A 22,426-nucleotide genomic window follows, 5' to 3' on the forward strand; every position below is an offset into this window, starting at 1 on the left:
TAATTAACCTGAGCTTCGGATAAGAAATTACTAATTTAAAGGAACTAAATGCTCGTTCCATGATCCGATCATTCGACCAAGAGTGATTAGAACAAAAAGGAACGAGCATGAACAAGTTAGTTGAAACGTACTGTGATGTCGATGATTTTTCAAAGTTATTTTTCCCAAGCTGGCAGCGTATATTGCTCGAAAATGGTGAAATTAAACGTCGAAGAGCATGCCGCTTATCTCCGTCAGAGGTGATGACTATTATCATCCATTTTCACCAGTCACATTACAGAGATTTCAAAAACTACTACCTTCACTATGTTTGCCGTCAACTTAAAGCCTATTTTCCAGAGTTGCTGAGCTACACAAGGTTTCTCGCGCTTATGCCTAGTGTGGTGGTTCCGATGTGCAGTTACCTCACATCAAAACTTGGCAAGCCCACAGGTATACAATTTGTTGACTCCACTAAAATAGAAGTGTGTCACATCATCAGAGCTAAAAGAAATAAAGTGTTTGAAGGCGTTGCTCATCATGGAAAAGGCACTATGGGTTGGTCATATGGATTCAAACTACATTTAATAATTAATCATTTAGGTGAGATTGTGGCGCTAAAGCTCACAACGGGCAATGTGGATGATCGAGAGCCTGTTTCTGATATGGCGGACTCTATCTTCGGAAAACTCTATGGCGACAAAGGTTATATCAGCAAAGCGCTCTCTGGTGAGTTACTAGAAAAAGGTGTCGAGTTGATCACGACGGTTCGAAAGAATATGAAGAAAAAATTTATTTCATTGTGGGACAGGGCTTTATTGAAAAAACGATTTATAATCGAAACGGTGAATGATCAATTGAAAAACATTTCTTACATTGAACACTCTAGACACCGCAGTATGCATGGCTTTATGCTAAATTTACTTGGTGGATTAATTGCCTATTGCCTAAAAGAGGAAAAGCCGTCATTAGATTTAACATCGCAAGAACTTGAAATTTTAGAGAGTAATAATCTAATGTTGGCTTAACCAGATCTCAGGTTAATTAGGGTTATTGCATAGCAAATACGAAAAAAACCGCCTTTGTGGCGGTTTTTTTATAACAACTAAATGTTATTGAAAATTAACGTCTGGTAAGCACTCAAACCCAGGTTTTGCAAACAAGTAGCCTTGCATTAAATCAATACCGGCATTTTTTAACCATTGATATTCTTCAACTGTTTCAATACCCTCAGCTAACGCCATTATGTTTAGCTCTTTAAACATATTTAAACAGTTACGCACAATAGTTTGGCGTTTTGTATCTTTGTCGATATCGCGTATAAGTGCCATATCGAGTTTAATAATATCTGTTTGAAAGTCAGCTAGTAAGTTTAATCCAGAATAGCCTGAGCCAAAGTCATCGGTAGCTGTTTTAAAGCCTAATTCTTGGTAGTAGCTTACAACCCGCTCAACGTGGCTGCTGTCTTCTATTTTTTCGACTTCTGTAAATTCAAACATAATATTTGTTGTAGGGAAGTTATACTTTTTAGCGGCTTCTAGGGTGGTACGAATACAACGCTCTGGCTTGTAGATAGCGTTTGGTAAAAAGTTAATACTAAGCATCGAATCTACACCTAGCTTTGATGCAAGTGCAATCGCTTTAATTCTGCATAACTGATCAAACGTATAGCGGTTAGTATCGTTAACGCGAGAAATGATAGAGTAGGCAGATTCATTATTTAAACCACGGACAAGTGCTTCATATCCAAAAATAGTATTATTTTGACAATTTACAATAGGCTGAAATGCCATGGTAAAGTCAAAATCTAGTTCATTCGAATCAGCGCAATTGCTACAAGATACTTTTTCGCAATTTAGTGATTTATCATTCATTCATCGTACCCTTTGTTTTAACCTACAAAATAAGGTGTGGTTAAGCCTGCCCTTAATCCTAACAAAGTATTGATATTTTACATAATCTATTTAACTGTTTTTGTTTAACCTTTTTGTAACTCACTGCGATTAAATAGTGCCTTTATTTCTATGATTAATGAAAAAGTAGCAATAAGGTTATGGCTTTTTTACATGCGCATAACCTTACTTTTCATGAGCTTTAAGCGCTTTGCGCCTAGCTTAATACACTCGGTATTTACTTAAGTGTGGCGTTAAGCGAAATCTCAGTATTTAATAATTTTGAGATAGGGCAGCCTTTTTTGGTTTGTTCGCACAATGCTTGAAATTGCTCATTTGAAATATCTGCAATGGTTGCATTTACTTCAAGGGCAATGTGCGTCACGGCAAAGCCATCATCCACTTCATTTAAACTAACCACTGCTTCGGTGTTCATGTTCTCAGCGGTAAAGCCCGCTTCACCAAGTGCCAGCGATAAAGCCATACCAAAACAGGCACTATGTGCTGCACCCACTAACTCCTCTGGGTTTGAGCCTGGCTTATCTTCAAAGCGAGTATTAAACCCATACGGCTGGTTATCGAGAGCACCACTTTGAGTTGATATAGTGCCTTTACCACTTTTAATATCGCCAGACCAATTTGAGCTTGCCGTTTTTTTAATTGTCATCATGTTCTCCTTGTTGCGATTAATGTAAATTTTTCAGCATTGATATCAGTTGTATGTAAAATAATCCGATAATTGCTTAAAAATGCACGTAGTAACATGGAGGCTGCAAGATAAACGCCAATCTCTATTTGCTACGTTTACATCGCTCAGAACAATAAATAACGTTATCCCAGTCTCGTTGCCATTTTTTACGCCACGCAAACGGTTTATTACACACAGGGCATATTTTTTCAGGTAGGGTTAGTTTTTTATGTGCCATAGTTATTTGCCTGACTGCTTTTTGGATTTACGTACCGAGGGAGTGATGGCTACATGTTTTTTTAGTATGGCATGAATAGCACGTTTTACATCGGGCCGCTCTCGGTATTGCCATAGCCGTTCGCGGGCTTCTTTTGAGGCGGTGGTTAAATCAAGCATCGGCTCAGGGTAGTCTTCACCTAGTTTAAAGTCGTTAAATAGCGCTTCCATGGGCGTTTGCTCCCAAGGTTGATGTAAATATTCAATGGGGAGCTTTTCAAGTTCAGGGCACCATTTTTTTATAAACGCACCGGTTGGGTCTTTATCCTCCGATTGCTTAATTGGGTTGTAATGACGAATAGTATTAATACCGGTGACAGAGGCTTGCATTTGAATTTGTGGGTAATGAATCCCCGGTTCAAAGTCTAAAAAGTAATTAGCCAGCGGAAAACTTGCCTGTTGCCAGCTGATGTTTAAATGATGCGTTACAAAACTAACCAGCATAGCGCGCATTCTAAAATTAATATAACCGGTGGCTTTTAAACAGCGCATGCAGGCATCAATAATAGGAATACCAGTTTGCCCCTGTGCCCAGCGTTTAATATCGCTAGTAACCTGGGCGTCATCACGATACGGAAATGCATGGTAACCCGGATTTAGCGCTTTAAATTCCATGGTGCATTCGCTTTCAAACTTTTGCATAAAATGACAATGCCAATGCAAGCGTGATACAAACGCGGCAAGTGGGCGCTTCCACCCTTTTTTATCAGCAGAAGTGCTATGGTATGCGTCAATCGCCATTTGATACACTTGCCTCAGGCTGATATTCCCCCACGCTAAATAGGGCGATAACCTAGAGCAATGTGTACGGCTTAAGCTTGGGCTGGATATTCCTTTTTGATAACTCTTACCGCGTTCAGCAAAAAAGCTTTGCATTACTTCACGGGCAAGTCGAGGGCCCCCGTGCTGAAAATGTTCATTATCTTGCGTGTAGGCGCTCGGCAGTATAGGTGTTTGATAATCAGTAAGAGCAAGTGGTTTTATTTGTTTCCAATTAGGTATAGCAATAGGTGCTTGCATGGTTTGTTGCCAGCGCTCGTTCCAATTACTGCGATTTCTTTTGCCACGTATCACAGCCCCCGTTGGCGACTCTAACCAGTTAATATGATGGTGTTGGCACCAGGCTTTAATTGCTATGTCACGCTCAAAGGTATTGTTTAGCCCTATTTCTTGGTGGCTAAAGAGGTTTGTGATTTCAAACTGCGAGTGAAGCGATTCAAGCAGGGTTTGCATATCTTCATTAAAGATATACACGCGGCTGTTAAAGCGAGCCAACTGGGTGTTTAAGTCGCAAATAGATTGATATACAAAGCGCCAATGCCGCTCGTTGTAATGCGCATCGTCAAGCAGTAAAGGTTCGAAATTATAAATTAAGAGGGTAGGCAGGCCATTACTAAACGCATTTTTTAAAGGCTGATGATCGCTTAGGCGTAAGTCACGTTTAAACCAGACTATGTTTATTTTTTCTTTCATACTAGCAATATTAAAACCGTGGCATTATAAATAATAGGACAAAACCAATACGTATTAAATGTAAAAGAAGACTAGTGTAAAAACGATTTTGATATAGGCAACTCATGTTAAGGTGATACTAAAATGAGTCGCCAATAAAAGAAGTATTATAAATAGGGAGAATTACCGTGATACTTAAGCAATTTTGGCACTTGCAGTCATGTGAGAGTACACCTATTAAAGCTTCACCAATTGCAACTACTACCATTATCTTTTCCTAAAACTTGCGGGGGTATCGCTTTGTATGACGATACCCTCAGTTAGGGTAAAATTAAAAACGCTTACCAATAGTAAAGCTAAAGACACGAGATATGACAACGCGCGCATTAAATATAATTGATTGATCTGCTACCGTTTCACCTGAGTGAAACTTCCCTCTGATAAGTTTCCTGAGTTATTTAGGTTTTTAACATCGACACGAAGATTTAAGGGTACTCGCCGAGATATCATGGTATGTAGGTAGGGCATCAAAGGCTCCAAACGTTGCTACTGTTTTGGCTCCGCATTTAGTAGCAAAGTCGATAGCCTTTGAAACGTTAGTAAAGTTATTTGCCCAGTCAGTAAATTCTGTTTTATTACTCACTAGCGAAGATATTTGATATAAAAAACCACCTACAAACGCATCGCCTGCAGCTGTGGTATCCACAACATATGCCTTAGGGCAAGGATAAGTACCACTAAATGAGCTAGATGAAAAAGTAATAGGCTCGCCACCATCGGTCATTAAAACTAAAGCTACGCCACTATCTACCCAACTTCTAATAGTGGTATCAATATGCTCTATTCCATAAAGCGAGATCAGCTCATCTTTACTCGCTTTAATAATATCAACTGTTTTAGCAACATCCTCAATAACAGATTTAGCTGTGAGTGGTTCATCCCAGAAGGCTGAACGAAAGTTAATGTCAAAGCATGTAACCGAGCCTGATTCTTTAAAGTGTTTTAGCGCATGTAAGGTTGTATTTAATACTAAAGGTTTTGCAAAAGAGCCTGAACAAAAACTCACAATTTTAGGTGTTGAAAATAAAGAGGGCTCTAAATCGGTTATTTGTAAATCGTAATGTGCAGCATCTTTATCGTAAAATTCAAATGTACGTTCACCGTTTTCATCCAACGATACGAACGCGAGTGCCGTCTTCCCTTTTTTTGAAAAGCCAACATAAGATGTGTTTACATTATACATTTTGAGTGCATTTATTAAAAAGCGACCAAATTTATCATTGCCTACTTTACCAAGCAAATAACTTGAACCACCAAGCTTTGCTACGGCTACAGCAACATTAGCGGGTGCGCCTCCGGCAAACTGTGTGAAGTCTAGTTCGCTATTTGATGCCTTATTGTGCATGCAGTCATGTGAGAGTATATCTATTAAAGCTTCACCAATTGCAACTACTTCCATTATATTTTCCTAAAAATTGCGAGGGTATCGCTTTGCATGACGATACCCTAGATTAGAGTAAAATTAAAAACGCTTACCAATAGTAAGGCTAAAGGTACGAGGTAAGACAACGCGCGCATTAAATGTAGTTGCTTGACCTGCTACCGTTTCACCTGCGCGAGGATCCCCCTCTGATAAGCCTTCTGAGTTATTTAGGTTTTTAACATCGGCACGAAGGTAATAACCGTCTTCGTTTTCAAGGGATAAACCAAGGTTTAACATGCCATACATAGGCAGTTCTGCTGTGTTGGCGTCGTCGGCATAACGTTTACCGCTCCAAGAGTAGCTACCATGAATAGCTGCCATACCCCACGAAAAATCTTCAAACTGATAGCTACTAGTTAATTGGCCAAAGTGCTTAGGCACACGTACAGGTAAGTTGCCGTTTATATCAATAGAGGCAGAGCTTCCATTAGCATCCAAGTATTGCGCCGCTGGTGTGTTTACAAACTCGGGTGATTGGTACGTTGCAGATACACCAATGCGCCAGTCTTGGGTGATTTGCAGGTTAAATTCGGCTTCTACACCTAAGGTTTCTGTGTTTCTAAAGGCTTGACGTTGCACTACTTGACCATTTTCAACAGTAGGTACATTAAAGAATAAATCATCCGCAGCGGCGAAGTAACCGGTTACAAATGCTGCGACATCACCTTCGTTATATTTAATGCCCACCTCGGCCATTACCGTTGAAGCTGGTTGTGTTTCGCGTCTCTCAGAGTTATTAAATTGATTAATTTCCTCTTGACTAGTTAGGTTGGTAATCGCCATGTATTTATCTACATCAGGCATACGAAAACCATCTGCATATCGAGTGAATACCGCTAAGTCGTCGTTAAATTTGTAGTTAGCTGCAATTGTCCATGCCATTTCGTTGTATTCAACATCAAAGTTTCGGTAAGTCCCATCACCAAAGGGCAGGGTAATATTCCCATTGACGGTATCAGTATCGCTGGCAAAACTGTCAATTGTGTAATTAGCTTGGTTTTGCGCTTCCCCATCTGCTTTGAGGGTTTCGTACCTTAGGCCCAGATTAAACGACACATCTTCAAGCTCGTATTCAAAGTCAGCAAAGGGCGCAAGGGTATTTTCACTATAAACAATATCGGCAAAACCATGTGATCCAGCCTGAATACCTTTGTAAGTACCGCTGGCAATGTCAAGACCTTGTGCATCTGTAAATACAACATCTAAGCGCTGCGGCAGGGGCTCTACTGATTGCAGTGTATTAATTCGATAGTCGGTAACATGGCCATTAATATTAGAGAAGAATAAGCCAAAATTAGCATAAAGAGTCCCTTCGCCTACATCATCAAAGGTGTAGTTGAATCTGGTTTCGTTTTGAAAGTTATCGCCTTCAAAACGTCTATGCCAAAAGCCTGCGTTTATTCCGTATCCATTGGTGTTGTAGGTATTTACGTTGCTTGAATCAGCCAATACAAAGCCGTTTCCTGCATCGCGTATATCGTAACTTAGGTTACCATCAACCATGGCACCTGCAAGGACATCAGTATTTGCAGCATATATAGCTTGTGCTTTACTAGCTAACGATTCGGCGTTACCTACGTTAATGATGCCGGTAAAGGTTGTTAGCATATCGGTATAACGCATTTGATTTGAAAAGACTAAGTTTTCGTTGATTTCAATTTCGGTTGTATTGCCAAAGTAGGTCACATTAGCGTAGTTACCATCTGCAATATCCAAATCAATGTCGCCGCTTGGGGTGTTATTAAGAGTTAATAAACGCGCACCTGCTGAGTTACCGGTGGTGCCATCTCTGATATCCATTCCGCCTGGGATTGTTTTAGCATTGGTGGTTGAGCCTATTAATGGCTGAGGAATAAAAAAGAATGATCTATCGTTTTGTTTATTAAACTCAAAGCGGGTAAAGCCGCTGCCATCTTTAAAAAAGTGCTTAATATTGCCATTAAGCTCACCACCTTGGTTAGCTGTATACCCCGGATCGCGTGCGGAGTCATCCTTGCGATACCAAGCGCCAACAGCATAGGTTGTCTGATCGTCTATTGATCCGCTAACCCAACCTTGTCCACCTAGGCGGTTGTTGCTGTTGGTTTCAAAAAACACATCACCTTGGGTATCATCGGAGCCTTCACGAGAAATAAAATTAATAAACCCAGCTGGCGCGCTACCAACAAAAATTGACGAGGCACCACCACGAATAGCTTCAACGCTGCCAACAAAATTAGACAAACGGGTAAAGCGATCATTTTGAGTAAATAAAATATCTTGATTATAAAACACGGTCATACCATCACGAAGTAGTGCTGTAAACTCTGTTTGCGTTGATAACGGAAAGCCTCGTGGGGCTACGTTGTTACCGGTTTCTCCACCGGTGTCTTCGGCATGAAAACCAGGAATACTTCGCACTAATTCAGCAACACTGTGCGGAGCCAATTGCTCTAACTTTGCTTCGTTAAAGGTAGTTATTGCATTAGTTGATTCGATTTTCTCTTTTGGCCGAGATGTTCCCGTTACAATAATGCGCTCAAACCCTAAATCACTTTTTGCTTCTTGTTGCTCTTGTGACAAGACGCTAGGGGATATGGATAGACCTACAGCGACTGCAATTAGAGTCATTTTTGCTGATACTTTCATTTTTCTGTTCTCTCTTTGTTGTGTGTGTATACAAATTTGCGGTTTTATTAATCAAACATGTCAGTGTTATCAAATTTGTAAATAGAATGTAGAGAACTTAAAATAATAAATCAACTATTATTGCTTATTATTTTTTGTACAGCTTTTTGATTGTTTAAGTGAATTTTTTACCTCTGATAAAAAATAAATAAGCAGCCAACGTTACCGATGGCTGCTTTTTAACTTTAAAGTATATTAGTGGTGTGAAAGGCTTGCGTGATCTTGAGAAAAGTTGATAAGTAACGGAAGGTTAGCGCAGCCTACTGATTGAGCCTTGGCGCCAATAGAGCCACTTTGTACTTCACAGCGATTAATACCGCGATGATCAGCCTGGCTCAATTTTAACTTTGTTGCCAAAACTATTTTTTCTCTGACATTGATAGGAATGGCGCCATCAATGACAATTGCCTCAAAATCAAAAATAGCTAAAGAACACAATGCCGCGTAGGCGAGGCCATCTGCAACTTGGTCTATCCACTTATCGAGTACGGGGCCTAAGTCTCCCCAATACTCTTTTGAACTCCATAGTATGTCAGTATTGTAGCCATCACCTTTGAGCATTTTTTCGAGAATATACAGTGATGATTGCATAATAAGTTGTTGGGAGGTTAGTTGTCCTTCACTATTAAGCATAGGCCTAGGTAATGAACCTATAGCGCCGGCATTACCTTTTTTACCAGTAAATAAGGTTTCGTTTATAACAACTCCACCACCAATAAAAGTACCAATAAAAATATATAAAAAATCGCTAAAACGAGCAGGATTACCAAAGCTTAATTCAGCTGAACAAGCCGCAGTATCATCATTACATACATACACGGGAAGGTGTACAATTTGATTTATTTTTTCTTTAAAATCAAAAGACTTCCATTCATTCAATACTGTTTTTGGAGCGCCGGCTTCTTCTGTCCAGTTCCAAATTTCGTAAGGGGTTGCAACACCCACACCTAAGATACGCTTGGCTAATTCGTCACTTAAGCTCATTTTAAGTACGCTGATCCCTTTCTCTAAAAAGGTTAGCAAGCTCTGTACTGTGGGGTAAGCGCAGTTTTCGTGCAAAGTTGCGCGTATATTTCCTACTAAGTCAATCAAGGTTAAATCAAAACTGCGACGACCTACTTTTAAGCCAATTCCAAATGCACCATCTGGATTTAACGCAAATGGGATGGTTGGTTGGCCAACCTTACCACGCTGAGGGTCTTTCCGTATTAATAACGATTCGGCTTCTAAACTATTGATAATTACTGTGACGGCCTGTGCTGAAAGCCCTGTTTTTTGTGCAATTTCAGCTTTTGGAGCACTACCGTGTTGGCGAATTAATGACATAATTCGGCGTTCATTATGAGCACGCAGGCCAGATTGGCTTCGGCCTTCTTGTAAAGAGAGTCGAGGGTTTTTAGATTTGATAATTATTCCTACCTAGTTGTTATTATCTTGAATAACCTGATTAATTGTACACCGAGTGTGTGTAATTGGCGACTATATTAGCTTTATTGCCGGGTTCATTTCTTATTATTAAATTTACGACAGAGTATAAATAAGTCACAGGAGGTCAATAAATAACTATAGTTGATTTATTGACGGAATGATATTTAACTGGTTAAATGCTTTACTTAACATTAACAACTGAGACACGGCAATGACCACACACACACACACACAAACACCTCTTGTCTCCAAGGAGATGGTGGTTCCCTTTATTTTACTTGTTCTGTGCTTTGCTGCATGGGGAGCTGCGGCAAACATGACTGATCCGCTAGTAAAAGTGTTTAGTAAAATTTTTACTATGTCGTCAGTGCAGTCTGCATTGGTACAATTTAGCTACTATGGAGCTTACTTTTGCCTAGCTATTCCGGCGGCATATATCAATAAACGCTTTTCGTATAAAACAGGTGTGTTAACCGGTTTAGGGATGGCTGCAATCGGAGCATTTTTGTTTTATCCCGCCAGCCAAGCAATGACTTATGGTTTTTTTTTAGTGGCTTTGTTTGTGCTAGCTGGAGGCTTATCTATTTTAGAGACATCAGCAAACCCTTATGTAATGGGAATGGGCACCCAACAAGGTGCAACTCGCAGGTTGAATTTGGCGCAATCATTTAACCCTGTCGGTACTAACATTGGTGTTTTTTTAGCCGCTACCCTTATTTTACCAAAGCTCAATACCGCAACCTCTGGTGAGCGCACAAATATGAATAGTGAGCAATTAACTAGCATTATAAGCGCAGAACTTGATGCAGTTATGGTGCCTTATGTTGGTATGGCTTGTGTGTTGGTTTTTATTTGGTTGGCAATTGCGTTTACTAAAACACCTAATTTTTGTAAGCAAAAAAAAGTCTCTAAGCATGTAGAATTTAGTGCAACGTTTAAGCGCTTGTTTAAAAATACCCATTACCGCTTTGGTGTTATCGCCCAGTTTTTTAATGTTGCGGCGCAAACTTGTGTATGGACATTTACCATCCAGTACGTAATGGAGGCACTCGATACAAATGAAGTTACTGGGGGAAGTATTTTACAATACAGTATGATCACCTTTTTAGTTTCTCGATTTGTAATGACCTGGCTTATGGGATTTATTCGTCCTGCCAAACTGTTAATGGCAACCTCTATTATTGCAATGCTGCTGTGTTTTTATATGGTGAAAATGCCAAATATAAGTGGCGTATGGGCGCTGGTAAGTATATCGGCTTGCTTGTCGTTAATGTTTCCAACTATTTACGCGATTTCACTACATGGGTTAGGCGATGATGCAAAACTAGGTGCTGCTGGTTTAGTAATGGCTATTTTAGGTGGAGCGATAATTCCTGTATTCCAAGCTGTGTTTATTGATACATACAGTGTCGCGTTTTCTTATGTTGTGCCTGCGGGGTGTTTTATTATTGTTGCAGCTTATGCTGCATTTGATTTAAAAACAAAAGTCAGAGTATTCAATAATGTAGCGCCTTGCTAAATGGATTGAAAACCGAGCCTGAAGGCTCGGTTTTACTTTTTAACTTTTCTCATTTGTAAATCTTCTTTAACCCCAACCTTCATCGGATTAAGATATTAGGCATGTTGATATTCTTATTTAGTTGAAAAAATATGTTTTTAGATCTCACCGAAAATACCAACCAAAATGTTTACTCTTACTTAGTAGGCGGTATCAGCCCAAGGCCTATCGCATGGATAAGTACATTAAATAGCGAAGGTAGTGCAAATATTGCGCCTTATTCATTTTTTACTGTGGCTAGTTGCAAGCCAGCTGTTTTAAGTGTTACGCAAGTAAACCCTAGTGATAAAACGAATAAAGATACGCTTAGTAATCTAATGGCAACTAAAGAATGTGTGGTTAATATTGTCAGCCAAGAGCTAGTTGAAAAAATGAACCAAAGTTGTGCAAATTATCCTAGTGATATAAGCGAGTTTGATGCAGCTAACATTGCCCAAGCTCCAAGTAAGTTAGTTAACGCGCCAAGCGTTGCCGATTCAAAAGTACGGTTTGAATGTAAGTTACGCGAAGTTATTAGTATTTCAAATGAGCCTGGCGGTGGAAAAATGATGTTGCTGGATGTAGTGGGTATTTGTATAGACGATGAAGTGATGAGTGGTGGCTATATTGACCCTGAATTATTAAATGCAGTGGGCAAAATGGGCGGCGATTACTTTAGCACCACTAAAGATAAGTTTGTATTAAAACGCCCACAACTTTAAAGGTGAGCGTTTTAATTACATTAGGTTAAACAGCGCGCTATTTACTCTGTTTTTGGTAAAAACAGTGCACTCATTGCCCCCAAAAAACCTAATCCGCTGTAAAGCAAAATAAGCTCTGCGGTTGATAAAAACGATTCTAATAAGCCTATGCTGCCCAACATCAGTAATAAAACCCCAATAACGGTATTACTAACCGACACATAATCGGTGCGTTTGTTACCCTCTGCCATATCGACGAGGTACGTTTTTCGCCCTAAGCGCACTCCTTGATGCGCAACTGAGAGTAAAAAGTACAAAATAGGCATAGCCCACCAATTTAGTAGCAGCTCGTTATACCAAGTTGCAATAACAAATACAGCCAGCCCATTAATGGTAACCAAAGTGGCACTAAGTACCAGCACTCGCTGGCTAGATAAGTCACTTAAGCGCCCCCAAATCGGCGCTGAGACTAGGCTTGCAAAGCCGGAAACGGCAATAAAGGTGGCAAGTAAAGAAAATTCAAACGACTGTTTACTGGCTAAAATAATATAAAAAGGGGCACTCAATGCTGAACAAAGCAGTAAGGCACGTGTAATAACAAAATGCGCAAACTGTTTGTCTTGGTATAAAATTTTTAACTTTGAAAACGCGTGCAATAGGCCATTATTAGCTCCTTCGGTAGCGCCACTATATTCGTTAATTTGTGCATAAGAAAACGCGGCAATCAGCCACATTAATGCACCCAGTAGTAAAGCGATGATCACAATGTCTTGATCTTTTTGCTGTGAAAAAAACCACATCATGAGACCAAACGTTAAGGTGGCAAAACCGGCAATGCTCGCAGCAAGCCCGCTAATATTACCGCGTTGCTGTTTAGGAATAACTTTGCCCAGCACATCTTTTGCAGCGACAGAGTTAAACCCTCTGGCAAGGCTAAATAAAATTAATAAGCCAATAATAGCGTAGCCTGCTTGTGCGCCCTTGAGGGTAAACGCCACCGCAACCATGGCTAAAATGCATCCTGCTTGTATCACTGCACCTATTACCCATACCCATTTACGAACGGGGAGTTTGCGAATAACGTTAGCAATAGCAAGTTGGGGCAGCAATGAACCCGATTCTCTGATTGGTACTAACCAAGCAATAAAACTCGCTGGTACATTTAAGCTTTGCATTAACCATGGCAGCGTTATTTTTGGATTAAGCAGTGCATCGGCAAATTTACTAAACAGCTGGCTAATGAGTAAAATAATAAAATTACCGGGTACTTCCTGACAGGCATTGTCGTCGATGGCCTTGCAAGCTCGGGCGTCTTCTTCATTGTTTAAGCGTTTATAGATTTGTTCTTTTGTCAGTTTTTTCACTCTATTTTACCGCTGTATAAGTACAAATATTTATATATATTAAGATGGTATGCTTAACTTTTCTACTGTTGGGATTACAAAGTCATTTTACCAGCTAAGAATAAAGGAACCCCAAATAAACACAAAAAAATCAGCTAAGCGCTGATTTTTTGTTTGTACTAAAGCAGCGTCTTATTCAAAATCACGAGCACTGTGGCGCTCTGCGAGTTGATCCTCTTCTGCTCCCCACGTACGGTTAACGCGACGACCTCGTTTTACACCTGGACGCGCTGCTATTTGCTTAGCCCAACGAACCACATGGGTATAAGATGCAACATCTAGAAACTCGGCGGCGTCGTATAAGTCGCCTAATACCAGTGAGCCATACCAAGGCCATATGGCAATGTCGGCAATTGAATATTCACTGCCTGCCATGTATTCGTTGTCACTTAAATGGCGGTTTAGTACATCAAGCTGGCGCTTAGTTTCCATGGTAAAGCGGTCAATCGGGTATTGCATTTTACTCGGTGCATAACTGTAAAAGTGGCCAAACCCACCGCCTAAGTAAGGTGCTGAGCCCATTTGCCAAAATAGCCAGTTACGACACTCTGTTTTGGCTTTGAGATCGTTAGGAATAAAGGCATCAAATTTTTCGCCTAAGTATTGTAAAATAGCACCTGACTCAAATATGCGTGTTGGCGGTGTGGTTGAATGATCCATCAGCGCGGGTATTTTTGAGTTCGGGTTTATATCAACAAAGTCAGAGCCAAACTGATCGCCTTCACCAATATTAATTAAATACGCATCGTATTCGGCATCGGTTAAGCCAAGCTCTAAAAGCTCTTCAAACATAATACTAACTTTTTGGCCATTGGGTGTTGCCAGCGAATAAAGCTGAAATGGATGTTCGCCAATCGGTAATGTTTTGTCATGAGTAGCGCCTGCAATGGGGCGATTTATACTAGCAAATTTACCACCACTTTCACTGTCCCATGTCCATACTTTAGGCGGGATGTATTCGTTGTTTTCACTCATAAATAACCTCTATCTTTATTAAACGCGTGTTTTAGTTGTTGCTTGCTGATCTTTTAATTTATCTGCTTTTGCTAGTTTATAGCCTAAAAACAATCCACTTAATGCACCAAACAAATGGCTCTCAAACGAGATATGAAAACGCTGTGGTAATACGCCCCAGATAAAGCCGCTGTATAAAAATGCCACGATAACAGCGATAAAAATCGATTTAAATGAACGTCTTACAATGCCATAGCATAAAATAAAGCCCCACAAACCATAGATGACTCCGCTTAGACCCACATGAATATTACTGCGAGCAAACATCCAAACTAATAAGCCACCTACTAAAGCGGTGAATATAAATACACTATAAAAGCGCTGTACGCTGTACTGGCAAATTAACCAGCTTAATACAGCAAATGGCAACATATTACTGGCAAAATGCCACCAGCTACCGTGTAAAAAGGGAGCACAAAGAATACCAACCAGCCCTTGAATACTTCTGGGATAAATACCTAAACCGTTTAAATTAATGCCTGGTAGGCTATTAATAAGCTGCAATACAAAACAAATAATAATAATGCTAAAAATAGCAAAACGGGTACTGGTAATAAGTGAAAGCGTGTTTGGTTTAGTGGCCATAGTGTGATCCTAATTTACCGAAAGTGTTGCCAGTATAGGAATTGTATAAGGTAATGAAAAGCAATTAAAAAAGCACAGCATAAAATGCTGTGCTGATTTGAGTTGTTGGCTGCTATTAACCTAGTTTAGTTAATAGCTTTTTAGCTGCAAGTTCTGAGCTTGCTGGGTTTTGACCGGTGATCAATAAACCATCTTCTAGAGCAAGTACGCCCCAGTCATCGGTTTTTTGGTAATCGCCACCTTTTTTGATAAGTTCGTCTTCAACTAAAAATGGAACAATGTCAGTAAGTTGTACAGCAGCTTCTTCGCTGTTAGTAAAGCCCGTTACTTTTTTACCGGCGACTAATGCATTGCCATCAGCGTCTTTAACATTTAAAAATACCGCACTTGCATGACACACGCCAGCGACTGGCTTTTGCTCTTTAATAAAGCTTTCAATGAGCGATACAGAATCGGTGTTATCGACTAAATCCCATAAAGGGCCGTGACCACCAGGGTAGAATACGGCGTCGTAATCAGAAGAGTTTACTTCGCTTAAAACTTTGGTATTTGCCATCAGTGTTTGTGCACCACTGTCTGCATCGTAACGTTTGGTTGCCTCAGTTTGAAAATCAGCAAGTATACTAGTTGGGTCAATCGGTGGCTGACCGCCGTTTGGAGAAGCCAATGTTACTTCAATACCTGCATCAACAAATGCGTAATAAGGGGCTGCAAATTCTTCTACCCAAAAACCAGTTTTTTCGCCTGTGTTACCAAGCTCTGCATGTGATGTAAGAACCATTAGTATTTTTTTAGCCATGTAAGGTATTCCTTATGATGATTTAAATTAATTAATCTTGCTTGGTAAATACTATATGCACTAAGAGAGCTTTAAACAACGATGATAAATTTAACTTAATTGATTCAATAATTGATACAATAAGAGGGTTGAAGTTAAAACCGCATTGGAGCACCTATGAAAGTCTCGTTTGAACAGTTAAAAAGTATGGTGGTATTTGCACAAATTGTAGAGCAGGGCAGCTTAACTGCAGCGGCAAAACAATTAGGGCTGACCCGTGCCGTAGCGAGTTATCACTTAAAAAAATTAGAAACACAGCTCGAAGTGACGCTACTTAACCGTTCTACCCGCACCATGGCGTTAACCGAAGCCGGAATGGCCTATTATGAGCGTTGCCGTGTTATTACAGAGCAAGCTAATGCCGCTAATCAGCAAATAGAAAATATAAAAAGTGAACCTCAAGGGCTATTAAAAATAAGTTGCCCAGTAAATGTAGGGATGCAGTTAATTGTACCGGCAATAAATACCTTTAAACGTCAGTACCCTAAAATTGATATAGATTTACAGCTAACTGATGATGTGGTGGATATTATTAAGCACGGGTTTGATTTTGCAATTAGAGGGGTTGCACTGCGCGATTCGAACTTACAAGCCACTAAGCTCACTACTATGAGTACCTGTATTTGTGGTGCGCCCGATTATTTTGCGCATTTTGGTAAACCCACCACACCCGATGAGTTGGCAAAGCATCAATGGGTGGTTTATCAATTAGGCAGTAAAACGCTGACCTTACAAAAAGAAGGCAAAAAGGTCGATATTACAATGCAAGGTAGTTTAAGCACCAATAACGCTGCTGCACGCACTGCGTTTGTAGAGGCGGGGCATGGTATTGGCCGTATTCCACTTTATGATGCATGGCCAAAAGTACAAGCGGGTTTGCTGCAAATTATACTTGATGATTATAAAAGCAAAGACATTGAGCTTTATGGGGTGTTCCCGCCTGGGGCGGCGGGCTCTAAAAAACTGCGTTTGTTTATTGATTATTTAAAAGCGTATTTTGTAAAGCAACATACCGCATTAGGTATGCTTAAATAATAGCGCTTAAAGCACTCGGTTAAACAAAGCAACGGCTTGCTGATACATGGTGATAGCAAGTGCTGCGTCGTACCGCTCGCCTTCATCACGCATAAAGGCATGTTGCGCGTTCACTTCTTGCCATTGGTAATTAATACCCGTACTAACCGCTTGTTGATAAATTTTGTCGCGACCTTGTTGTGGCACATGGGGGTCTTGTTTTCCCCAAATAAAGTGGATTTCACCTTGTATATCGGCCATACGTTCAAATGAATTATTCCCTTTTTGTGCGGGAAGAGTATCGCTATGAATATCAGTGGGATATAAGCAAAAAGCAGCTTTTATTGCGGGGTTTAATGCGGCCCTATACGCTAAATGCCCACCAATACAAACACCCATTGCACCCACAGAGCCAGTACAATAATCGTGTGTTTGTACAAAGTCGATTAACGCTTGGGTATCGCTGTCGTGAGATTCAAGCGGTTTTGCCCATTTATCGTTATTGCCTTTATCTTTACCTTCGTCATCATAAGCAAGCACTGTCCCGATAGGGTTAAGCTCATGAAATACTTCTGGCACAAGTACCACAAAACCATGACTTGCCAAAATAGCGGCGCTGCGAGCAATAGGCGCGGTTTGCTGAAAAATCTCAGAGTAAAAAATAATGGCTGGGAATTGCCCGTGAGCGTGTGGGCGATAAACCGTAGTGCGCATTAACCCCGTTGGGGTAGGCAAGTCAGCATGGTGGTGTTGGATGATCATAAAAGTGCTCAGTTAAATCATATATAAAATATATGGTAACTGAGCGCGATAAAATAAACACGCCTTAAAGTTTAAATACTTGCAGGCATGTTATTACAACTAGCATAGTAACTTACGGTTGCTGGCCAATCGGAAAAGATACCCATTACACCTACGTCTTGCGCTAACACATCAACCACAGTGAACATATCGCCATCGTTATCTATAACATCACTAATTGACTGATAATAATAACCGCCACCTTGATTTAGAGGGCCTGAGCGCTCAAGACTCCATGCAATGATATTAAGCCCCGCGGCTTTAGCGTCAATGGCATACTGTGAGGGAACAATATTACTGTTGTTATCTATGCTTAATAGCATCCATATGGGTGGCGCAATAATTTTAACGCCGTCGTTTACGAGCTCTGCCATAGATGGCTGCCATGTTACAGCGTTGTTTGGATCAAACCCTGCATTGCTGTCGCGCCCATCTAAATAGACACTCTGCGCTGCAAATTCAGGATTAGTATTAATCCAATATTCTACGTCGGCTAAATTAAATGATTGCGGATACACTCGCGAAGCGGGTACATCCATTTGCGTGTATTCATCCAGCATTTTTTGTGCGTATTGCGTTTGGGTCATACCGTTAAAAGGCATACTTACTTGAGGGGATTTAAGCTCTGGGGTCATTTTTACTCCCAGCTCTTTAAAGAGTGCAATACTTTGTTTGTGGGTCATGAGTGTACCAGAGGTGGCGTATAAGTCAGTGCGCCAACGGGGTGTACTTTTCATGTAATCGCTAACATTGGTGGCACTGGTGTTCGCGCCATCCATCTTGCCCTCAAGAGTTAAAAATTCTGTCAAACTAATATCACTGGTACAACATTTAGCTGAAGCAGGCGTGCCACTGTTAGAGTTTGCTGGGGTAAATGGCTCACTACATTTAGCAGCCAATGTTGGAATGGCTAAAATATTGGTGGTGGTGTGCAAGTCGCACTGAGAATGACGACATACTAGCTCTTTATCATTGGTAAAGGTTACATCGCATTCGACAACACCTGCTCCCATGCGAGCGGCTGCAATATAAGATTCTTTAGTGTGTTCTGGGTATTGCATTGGAGCACCGCGGTGACCAATTGAAAAATCAGTACGATAAAAAGGACCTTCCTTGCACGATTCTAATTTTGTTTTTAGTGCGCTGCTAGCCATATCGTCAACTAGGTAGTCTGGGCGAGTACCTAGTTGAATATTAGTGCCTTGTGCTACTTCAACAATAACCGGGGTAGATACTTCAACAATTTCAACGTCAGTGTTGGTAACAACCACTTCTTTTTCGACTATTTTTACATCGTCATCACAGCCAGTAAGTGAGCTTAATAATAAAAAAGTTGTTAGAAAAGGTATGCGCTTCATTATTTGTCCTTAAAAATAAAAGTGGACGCTACCTTACTAATTATTAATGACAATTTCACTACAGAGTGATTAATTTGCTGATTTAGCCATTATTTGGTTTACTACTAAGGCAACCAACATCACTCCCGCGCCAATGCTTAATCTAAGTAGGTCAGCGTCTCGATTCCAAATAAGCACATTAACAATTATACCGGCAGGAATAAGCAAGTTGTTCATCACCGCCAGCGCGCCAACATTGACAAGCGTCGCGCCTTTATTCCACATAAAGTAGCCTAAACCAGAGGCCACAATACCTAAATAAATCAGTATGCCCCATTGAGTTGAGGTACTTGGTAATTTGTTAAGATCACCAAATAAGGCGTAACAGGCGCTTGCAACAATTAGTGCGCCAATAAAAAACCAACCAAATACGGTTTTATCATCGAGTTGTTTATTAAGCATTAATCGTTTGTAGGTTACTTGGCCGATGGCAAAACTAATATTAGCGCCTTGAACCAGTAATAATCCGACTAAAAAGTTACTGTCTAAGTTTTCATAACGAATGGTAATAGCACCTAGTACGGCAATAAATGCAACGATAAAAAACTGCGGATTAAACTGTTTATTTAGCGCATCGTTTAAAAGCGTAATGTAAAGCGGGGTCATTACAGTAAATAACAGCACCTCAGGCACACTTAAAAACAAAAATGAGTGGTAATAAAAGCCATACATAACCCCCAGTTGCAGTGCGCCTATCAGCATGAGTTTACATGCAAGCGGGGTGGGGATTTTCTTTAAAAAAGGCAAAAATACTAACGCTGCTAAAGCAACACGAATTAACACACTAAACCATGCATCAACTTGGCCTGCTAAATACACACCAATTAAACTAAACGAAAACGCCCAAAGAAGGGTAACTGCAAATAAATAGCCCATAACACTCATCTTGTCTTAAGTAATGGTGTCAGTTTATCTGTTATATATTGTTCTATAAACAATAAAAGCCCGCAAGCGGGCTTTTATATCAGCTGATTAAAAATATTAATTAATCAACTAAACCACGGCGCTTAAGCAGGGCGTCAGTGGTTGGTTTTTGGCCTCTAAACTCAATGTAGCTTTGCATTAAGTCACGGCTATTACCTTTTGATAGGATCTCTTTACGGAACTTATCGCCATTTTCGCGCGTTAAGCCACCGTTGTTTTCCATGTGAGCAAACGCATCGGCTGCAAATACTTCAGTCCACAGGTAAGCGTAGTAACCTGCTGAGTAACCACCTGCAAACGTATGGCTAAAGTAGTTTGATTTATAACGCGGCGGAACAGGGTAGTAATCAATACCATGTGCCTTTAATGCGTCACTTTCAAACTGCTGTACGTCAGTTATTTTCTTATCAGAACCAAATGAATGCCATTCCATATCCAGTAGTGCTGCTGCTAAATATTCAGTGGTACCAAAACCTTGGTTGAACTTTTGCGACTCAAGTACTTTATCAAGTAGTGCTTGAGGAATTGGCTCTCCAGTTTTGTAATGTTTAGCGTAGTTAGCAAGTACCGTTGGTTCAATCATCCAATCTTCGTGTGCTTGTGATGGAAATTCAACAAAGTCACGTGCTGTTGCAGTACCTGCTAGACTTGGGTATTTAACGTCAGAGAATAAACCGTGTGCCGCATGACCAAACTCGTGGAACATAGTTGATACTTCGTCAAACGTCATGAGCGTTGGCTCGCCTTCAGCCGGCTTTGGAATGTTTTGTGCGTTGTAAATAACAGGTTTAGTGCCTTTTAAGCCGCTTTGGCTTACGTATGCACTCATCCATGCACCGCCACGCTTACCTTCACGTGCATATGGGTCCATGTAAAATAAACCAATTGCGCTGCCATCGGCGTTAAATACTTCAAATGCCATTACATCGTCGTGGTAAACCGGCAGGTCTTTACGCTCTTTAAAGGTAATACCGTAAAGTTTTTCCATAGCGAAGAACAGGCCGTTATGGATAACCGACTGCATTTCAAAATAAGGCTTAACTAAGGCTGGATCTAGGTCGTATTTTTCAGCGCGTACTTTTTCTGCGTAGAAAGACCAATCCCATGGTTTAAGTTCAAAGTTTTCACCCGAATCATTAATTACTTTTTGAATTGCTTGTGCTTCTGCTTTCGCTTTTTCAACGGCTTTTGGCGCTAAGTCATCTAAAATGCCGTACACGTTATCAGTAGTTTGCGCCATGCGTGAAGTCATTACATAAGAAGCCCAATCTTTAAAGCCTAACAGTTCTGCTTTTTGTGCGCGCAGGTTAGTTTCTTTAATAATGATAGGGCCATTTGTTTTAGCAGCACGATTGGTTGATGCTTTAAAAATCTGCTCACGTAGTTCACGATTTTCAAGGCTTGCTAAAATAGGCTGTTGCGTGGTGTTCACTAAGGTGATCATGTAGCCATCTTTGCCTGCTTTTTTAGCAGCGGCTGCAAGACCGGCAATTTCACCTTCAGATAATCCCGCTAATTTACTTTTATCTGTTACTAAAATTACATCTTCTTTAAACGATTTTAATACGTTTTGAGAAAACTCAGTTGATAACTTTGCAAGCTCAGCGTTGATTTCACGCATTTTTGCTTTTTCAGCATCGTTTAATTTTGCACCGGCTTTTACAAACTGTTTGTAGTAAAAATCGACTAGGCGTTGATCTTCAGCGCTTAACTTATCTTTATTGTCGTATACCGTTTGTACACGTTTAAACAATGCACCATTTAAATAAATGTCATCAGAGTGAGCCGAGAAAACTGGCGCCATTTTTTTATCAATACGTTGGTATTCATCGTTTGAAATAAGACCTGATAGGTTATAAAACGCAGCTGATGCGCGGTTTAGTAGCTCGCCTGCCAGCTCCATTTCAACTAAGGTGTTTTCAAAAGTGGCTGGCGCTGGGTTGTTGGCAATTGCCAATATTTCTGCATTGTGCTGTGCAATACCTGCATCAAATGCGGCTTCGTATTCAGTCGTACCAAACTTATCAAACTCAGGTGCCATGTATTGAAGTGGACTTGGTTTGAACAATACATTGCTTGCGTTAATGTCTTGAACTTGCGCTGCGGTTTCTTGTGTTGTTTCTTTAGTGCTCTCAGAAGAGCAGGCAGATAATAAAAGTGCACTAGCAATCGTAGTGGCAATCAGTGTTTTACGCATAATAACTCCATAGAAAAAATAGCCGAAATAGGCTTAGTGAGTCGAAAACACAGTTAACTTACCAAATTTTGACTTATATACAACAAAGTTTATCTATTTAAAGCAGGATTTAAACGCAAATTAGATTGCAAAAACAGCTTTAGTAGATAA

Annotated in this window: 19 protein-coding genes; 4 read left to right on the plus strand and 15 right to left on the minus strand. The window is 40.4% G+C overall.

Annotated features, from left to right (window positions below):
* Positions 1-107: 107 nt before the first annotated feature.
* Entirely contained in the window at positions 108-1,007 is a 900-nt protein-coding gene (locus tag ND6B_RS06040) for an IS982 family transposase (RefSeq protein ID WP_033103763.1), read from the plus strand.
* Positions 1,008-1,091: 84 nt separating this feature from the next.
* Here the strand turns inward: ND6B_RS06040 and ND6B_RS06035 are convergent, their stop codons facing one another.
* The 7 genes from ND6B_RS06035 to ND6B_RS06010 form a co-directional block, all read right to left on the minus strand.
* Positions 1,092-1,853: an EAL domain-containing protein gene (locus ND6B_RS06035; protein ID WP_033103825.1), complete on the minus strand. Its 762-nt coding sequence runs from the start codon at positions 1,851-1,853 to the stop codon at positions 1,092-1,094.
* 256 nt (positions 1,854-2,109) lie between these two features.
* Positions 2,110-2,538 (minus strand): OsmC family protein, encoded by a 429-nt coding sequence (locus tag ND6B_RS06030; protein WP_033103826.1) that lies wholly within the window; start codon positions 2,536-2,538, stop codon positions 2,110-2,112.
* A 124-nt stretch (positions 2,539-2,662) separates the two neighbouring features.
* On the minus strand, positions 2,663-2,797 hold the full coding sequence (locus ND6B_RS19990) for a DUF2256 domain-containing protein (protein ID WP_076921450.1): 135 nt from the start codon (positions 2,795-2,797) through the stop codon (positions 2,663-2,665).
* A 2-nt stretch (positions 2,798-2,799) separates the two neighbouring features.
* Complete coding sequence (locus ND6B_RS06025) at positions 2,800-4,308, minus strand: cryptochrome/deoxyribodipyrimidine photo-lyase family protein (RefSeq protein WP_033103827.1); 1,509 nt, start codon at positions 4,306-4,308, stop codon at positions 2,800-2,802.
* Between the two features lie 445 nt (positions 4,309-4,753).
* Complete coding sequence (locus ND6B_RS06020) at positions 4,754-5,746, minus strand: carbohydrate kinase family protein (RefSeq protein WP_033103828.1); 993 nt, start codon at positions 5,744-5,746, stop codon at positions 4,754-4,756.
* A gap of 63 nt (positions 5,747-5,809) precedes the next feature.
* Positions 5,810-8,398: a TonB-dependent receptor gene (locus ND6B_RS06015; protein WP_024597027.1), complete on the minus strand. Its 2,589-nt coding sequence runs from the start codon at positions 8,396-8,398 to the stop codon at positions 5,810-5,812.
* A gap of 234 nt (positions 8,399-8,632) precedes the next feature.
* Positions 8,633-9,850, minus strand: a complete 1,218-nt coding sequence (locus ND6B_RS06010) for an ROK family transcriptional regulator (RefSeq protein WP_100218334.1) — start codon at positions 9,848-9,850, stop codon at positions 8,633-8,635.
* 226 nt (positions 9,851-10,076) lie between these two features.
* On the opposite strand from ND6B_RS06010, the gene fucP reads away from it, so the two are divergent.
* Both fucP and ND6B_RS06000 read left to right on the plus strand, forming a co-directional pair.
* A complete protein-coding gene (gene fucP / locus ND6B_RS06005; RefSeq protein ID WP_033103829.1) occupies positions 10,077-11,384 on the plus strand; it encodes an L-fucose:H+ symporter permease in 1,308 nt (435 codons plus the stop codon).
* A gap of 131 nt (positions 11,385-11,515) precedes the next feature.
* Entirely contained in the window at positions 11,516-12,124 is a 609-nt protein-coding gene (locus ND6B_RS06000) for a flavin reductase family protein (protein WP_033103830.1), read from the plus strand.
* A gap of 41 nt (positions 12,125-12,165) precedes the next feature.
* Here ND6B_RS06000 and ND6B_RS05995 read toward each other — a convergent pair whose 3' ends face one another.
* From ND6B_RS05995 to ND6B_RS05980, 4 genes are all read right to left on the minus strand, one after another.
* The gene (locus ND6B_RS05995) at positions 12,166-13,467 is read right to left on the minus strand and encodes an MFS transporter (protein WP_033103831.1); all 1,302 of its coding nucleotides are present in this window, start codon (positions 13,465-13,467) and stop codon (positions 12,166-12,168) included.
* A 171-nt stretch (positions 13,468-13,638) separates the two neighbouring features.
* Positions 13,639-14,481 (minus strand): glutathione-dependent disulfide-bond oxidoreductase, encoded by an 843-nt coding sequence (gene yghU, locus ND6B_RS05990; protein WP_033103832.1) that lies wholly within the window; start codon positions 14,479-14,481, stop codon positions 13,639-13,641.
* 18 nt (positions 14,482-14,499) lie between these two features.
* Positions 14,500-15,105: a rhomboid family intramembrane serine protease gene (locus tag ND6B_RS05985; protein ID WP_033103833.1), complete on the minus strand. Its 606-nt coding sequence runs from the start codon at positions 15,103-15,105 to the stop codon at positions 14,500-14,502.
* A 115-nt stretch (positions 15,106-15,220) separates the two neighbouring features.
* A complete protein-coding gene (locus ND6B_RS05980; protein ID WP_033103834.1) occupies positions 15,221-15,904 on the minus strand; it encodes a type 1 glutamine amidotransferase domain-containing protein in 684 nt (227 codons plus the stop codon).
* Between the two features lie 156 nt (positions 15,905-16,060).
* Between ND6B_RS05980 and ND6B_RS05975 the strand changes: the two genes are divergently transcribed.
* The gene (locus ND6B_RS05975) at positions 16,061-16,978 is read left to right on the plus strand and encodes a LysR family transcriptional regulator (RefSeq protein ID WP_033103835.1); all 918 of its coding nucleotides are present in this window, start codon (positions 16,061-16,063) and stop codon (positions 16,976-16,978) included.
* A 6-nt stretch (positions 16,979-16,984) separates the two neighbouring features.
* Here ND6B_RS05975 and ND6B_RS05970 read toward each other — a convergent pair whose 3' ends face one another.
* From ND6B_RS05970 to ND6B_RS05955, 4 genes are all read right to left on the minus strand, one after another.
* Positions 16,985-17,719: a dienelactone hydrolase family protein gene (locus ND6B_RS05970; RefSeq protein ID WP_033103836.1), complete on the minus strand. Its 735-nt coding sequence runs from the start codon at positions 17,717-17,719 to the stop codon at positions 16,985-16,987.
* A gap of 71 nt (positions 17,720-17,790) precedes the next feature.
* Positions 17,791-19,116, minus strand: coding sequence for a glycerophosphodiester phosphodiesterase family protein (locus ND6B_RS05965; protein WP_033103837.1), 1,326 nt, complete (start codon positions 19,114-19,116; stop codon positions 17,791-17,793).
* A gap of 69 nt (positions 19,117-19,185) precedes the next feature.
* Positions 19,186-20,031 carry a carboxylate/amino acid/amine transporter gene (locus ND6B_RS05960; RefSeq protein WP_200882089.1) on the minus strand — a complete coding sequence of 282 codons (846 nt, stop codon included), beginning with the start codon at positions 20,029-20,031 and terminating at the stop codon, positions 19,186-19,188.
* 109 nt (positions 20,032-20,140) lie between these two features.
* Complete coding sequence (locus ND6B_RS05955) at positions 20,141-22,276, minus strand: M3 family metallopeptidase (RefSeq protein ID WP_033103839.1); 2,136 nt, start codon at positions 22,274-22,276, stop codon at positions 20,141-20,143.
* Between the last annotated feature and the right edge of the window lie 150 nt (positions 22,277-22,426).

It is taken from the genome of Pseudoalteromonas sp. ND6B, from assembly GCF_000764215.1.
In the GTDB taxonomy this organism is placed as follows: Bacteria; Pseudomonadota; Gammaproteobacteria; order Enterobacterales; family Alteromonadaceae; genus Pseudoalteromonas; species Pseudoalteromonas tetraodonis.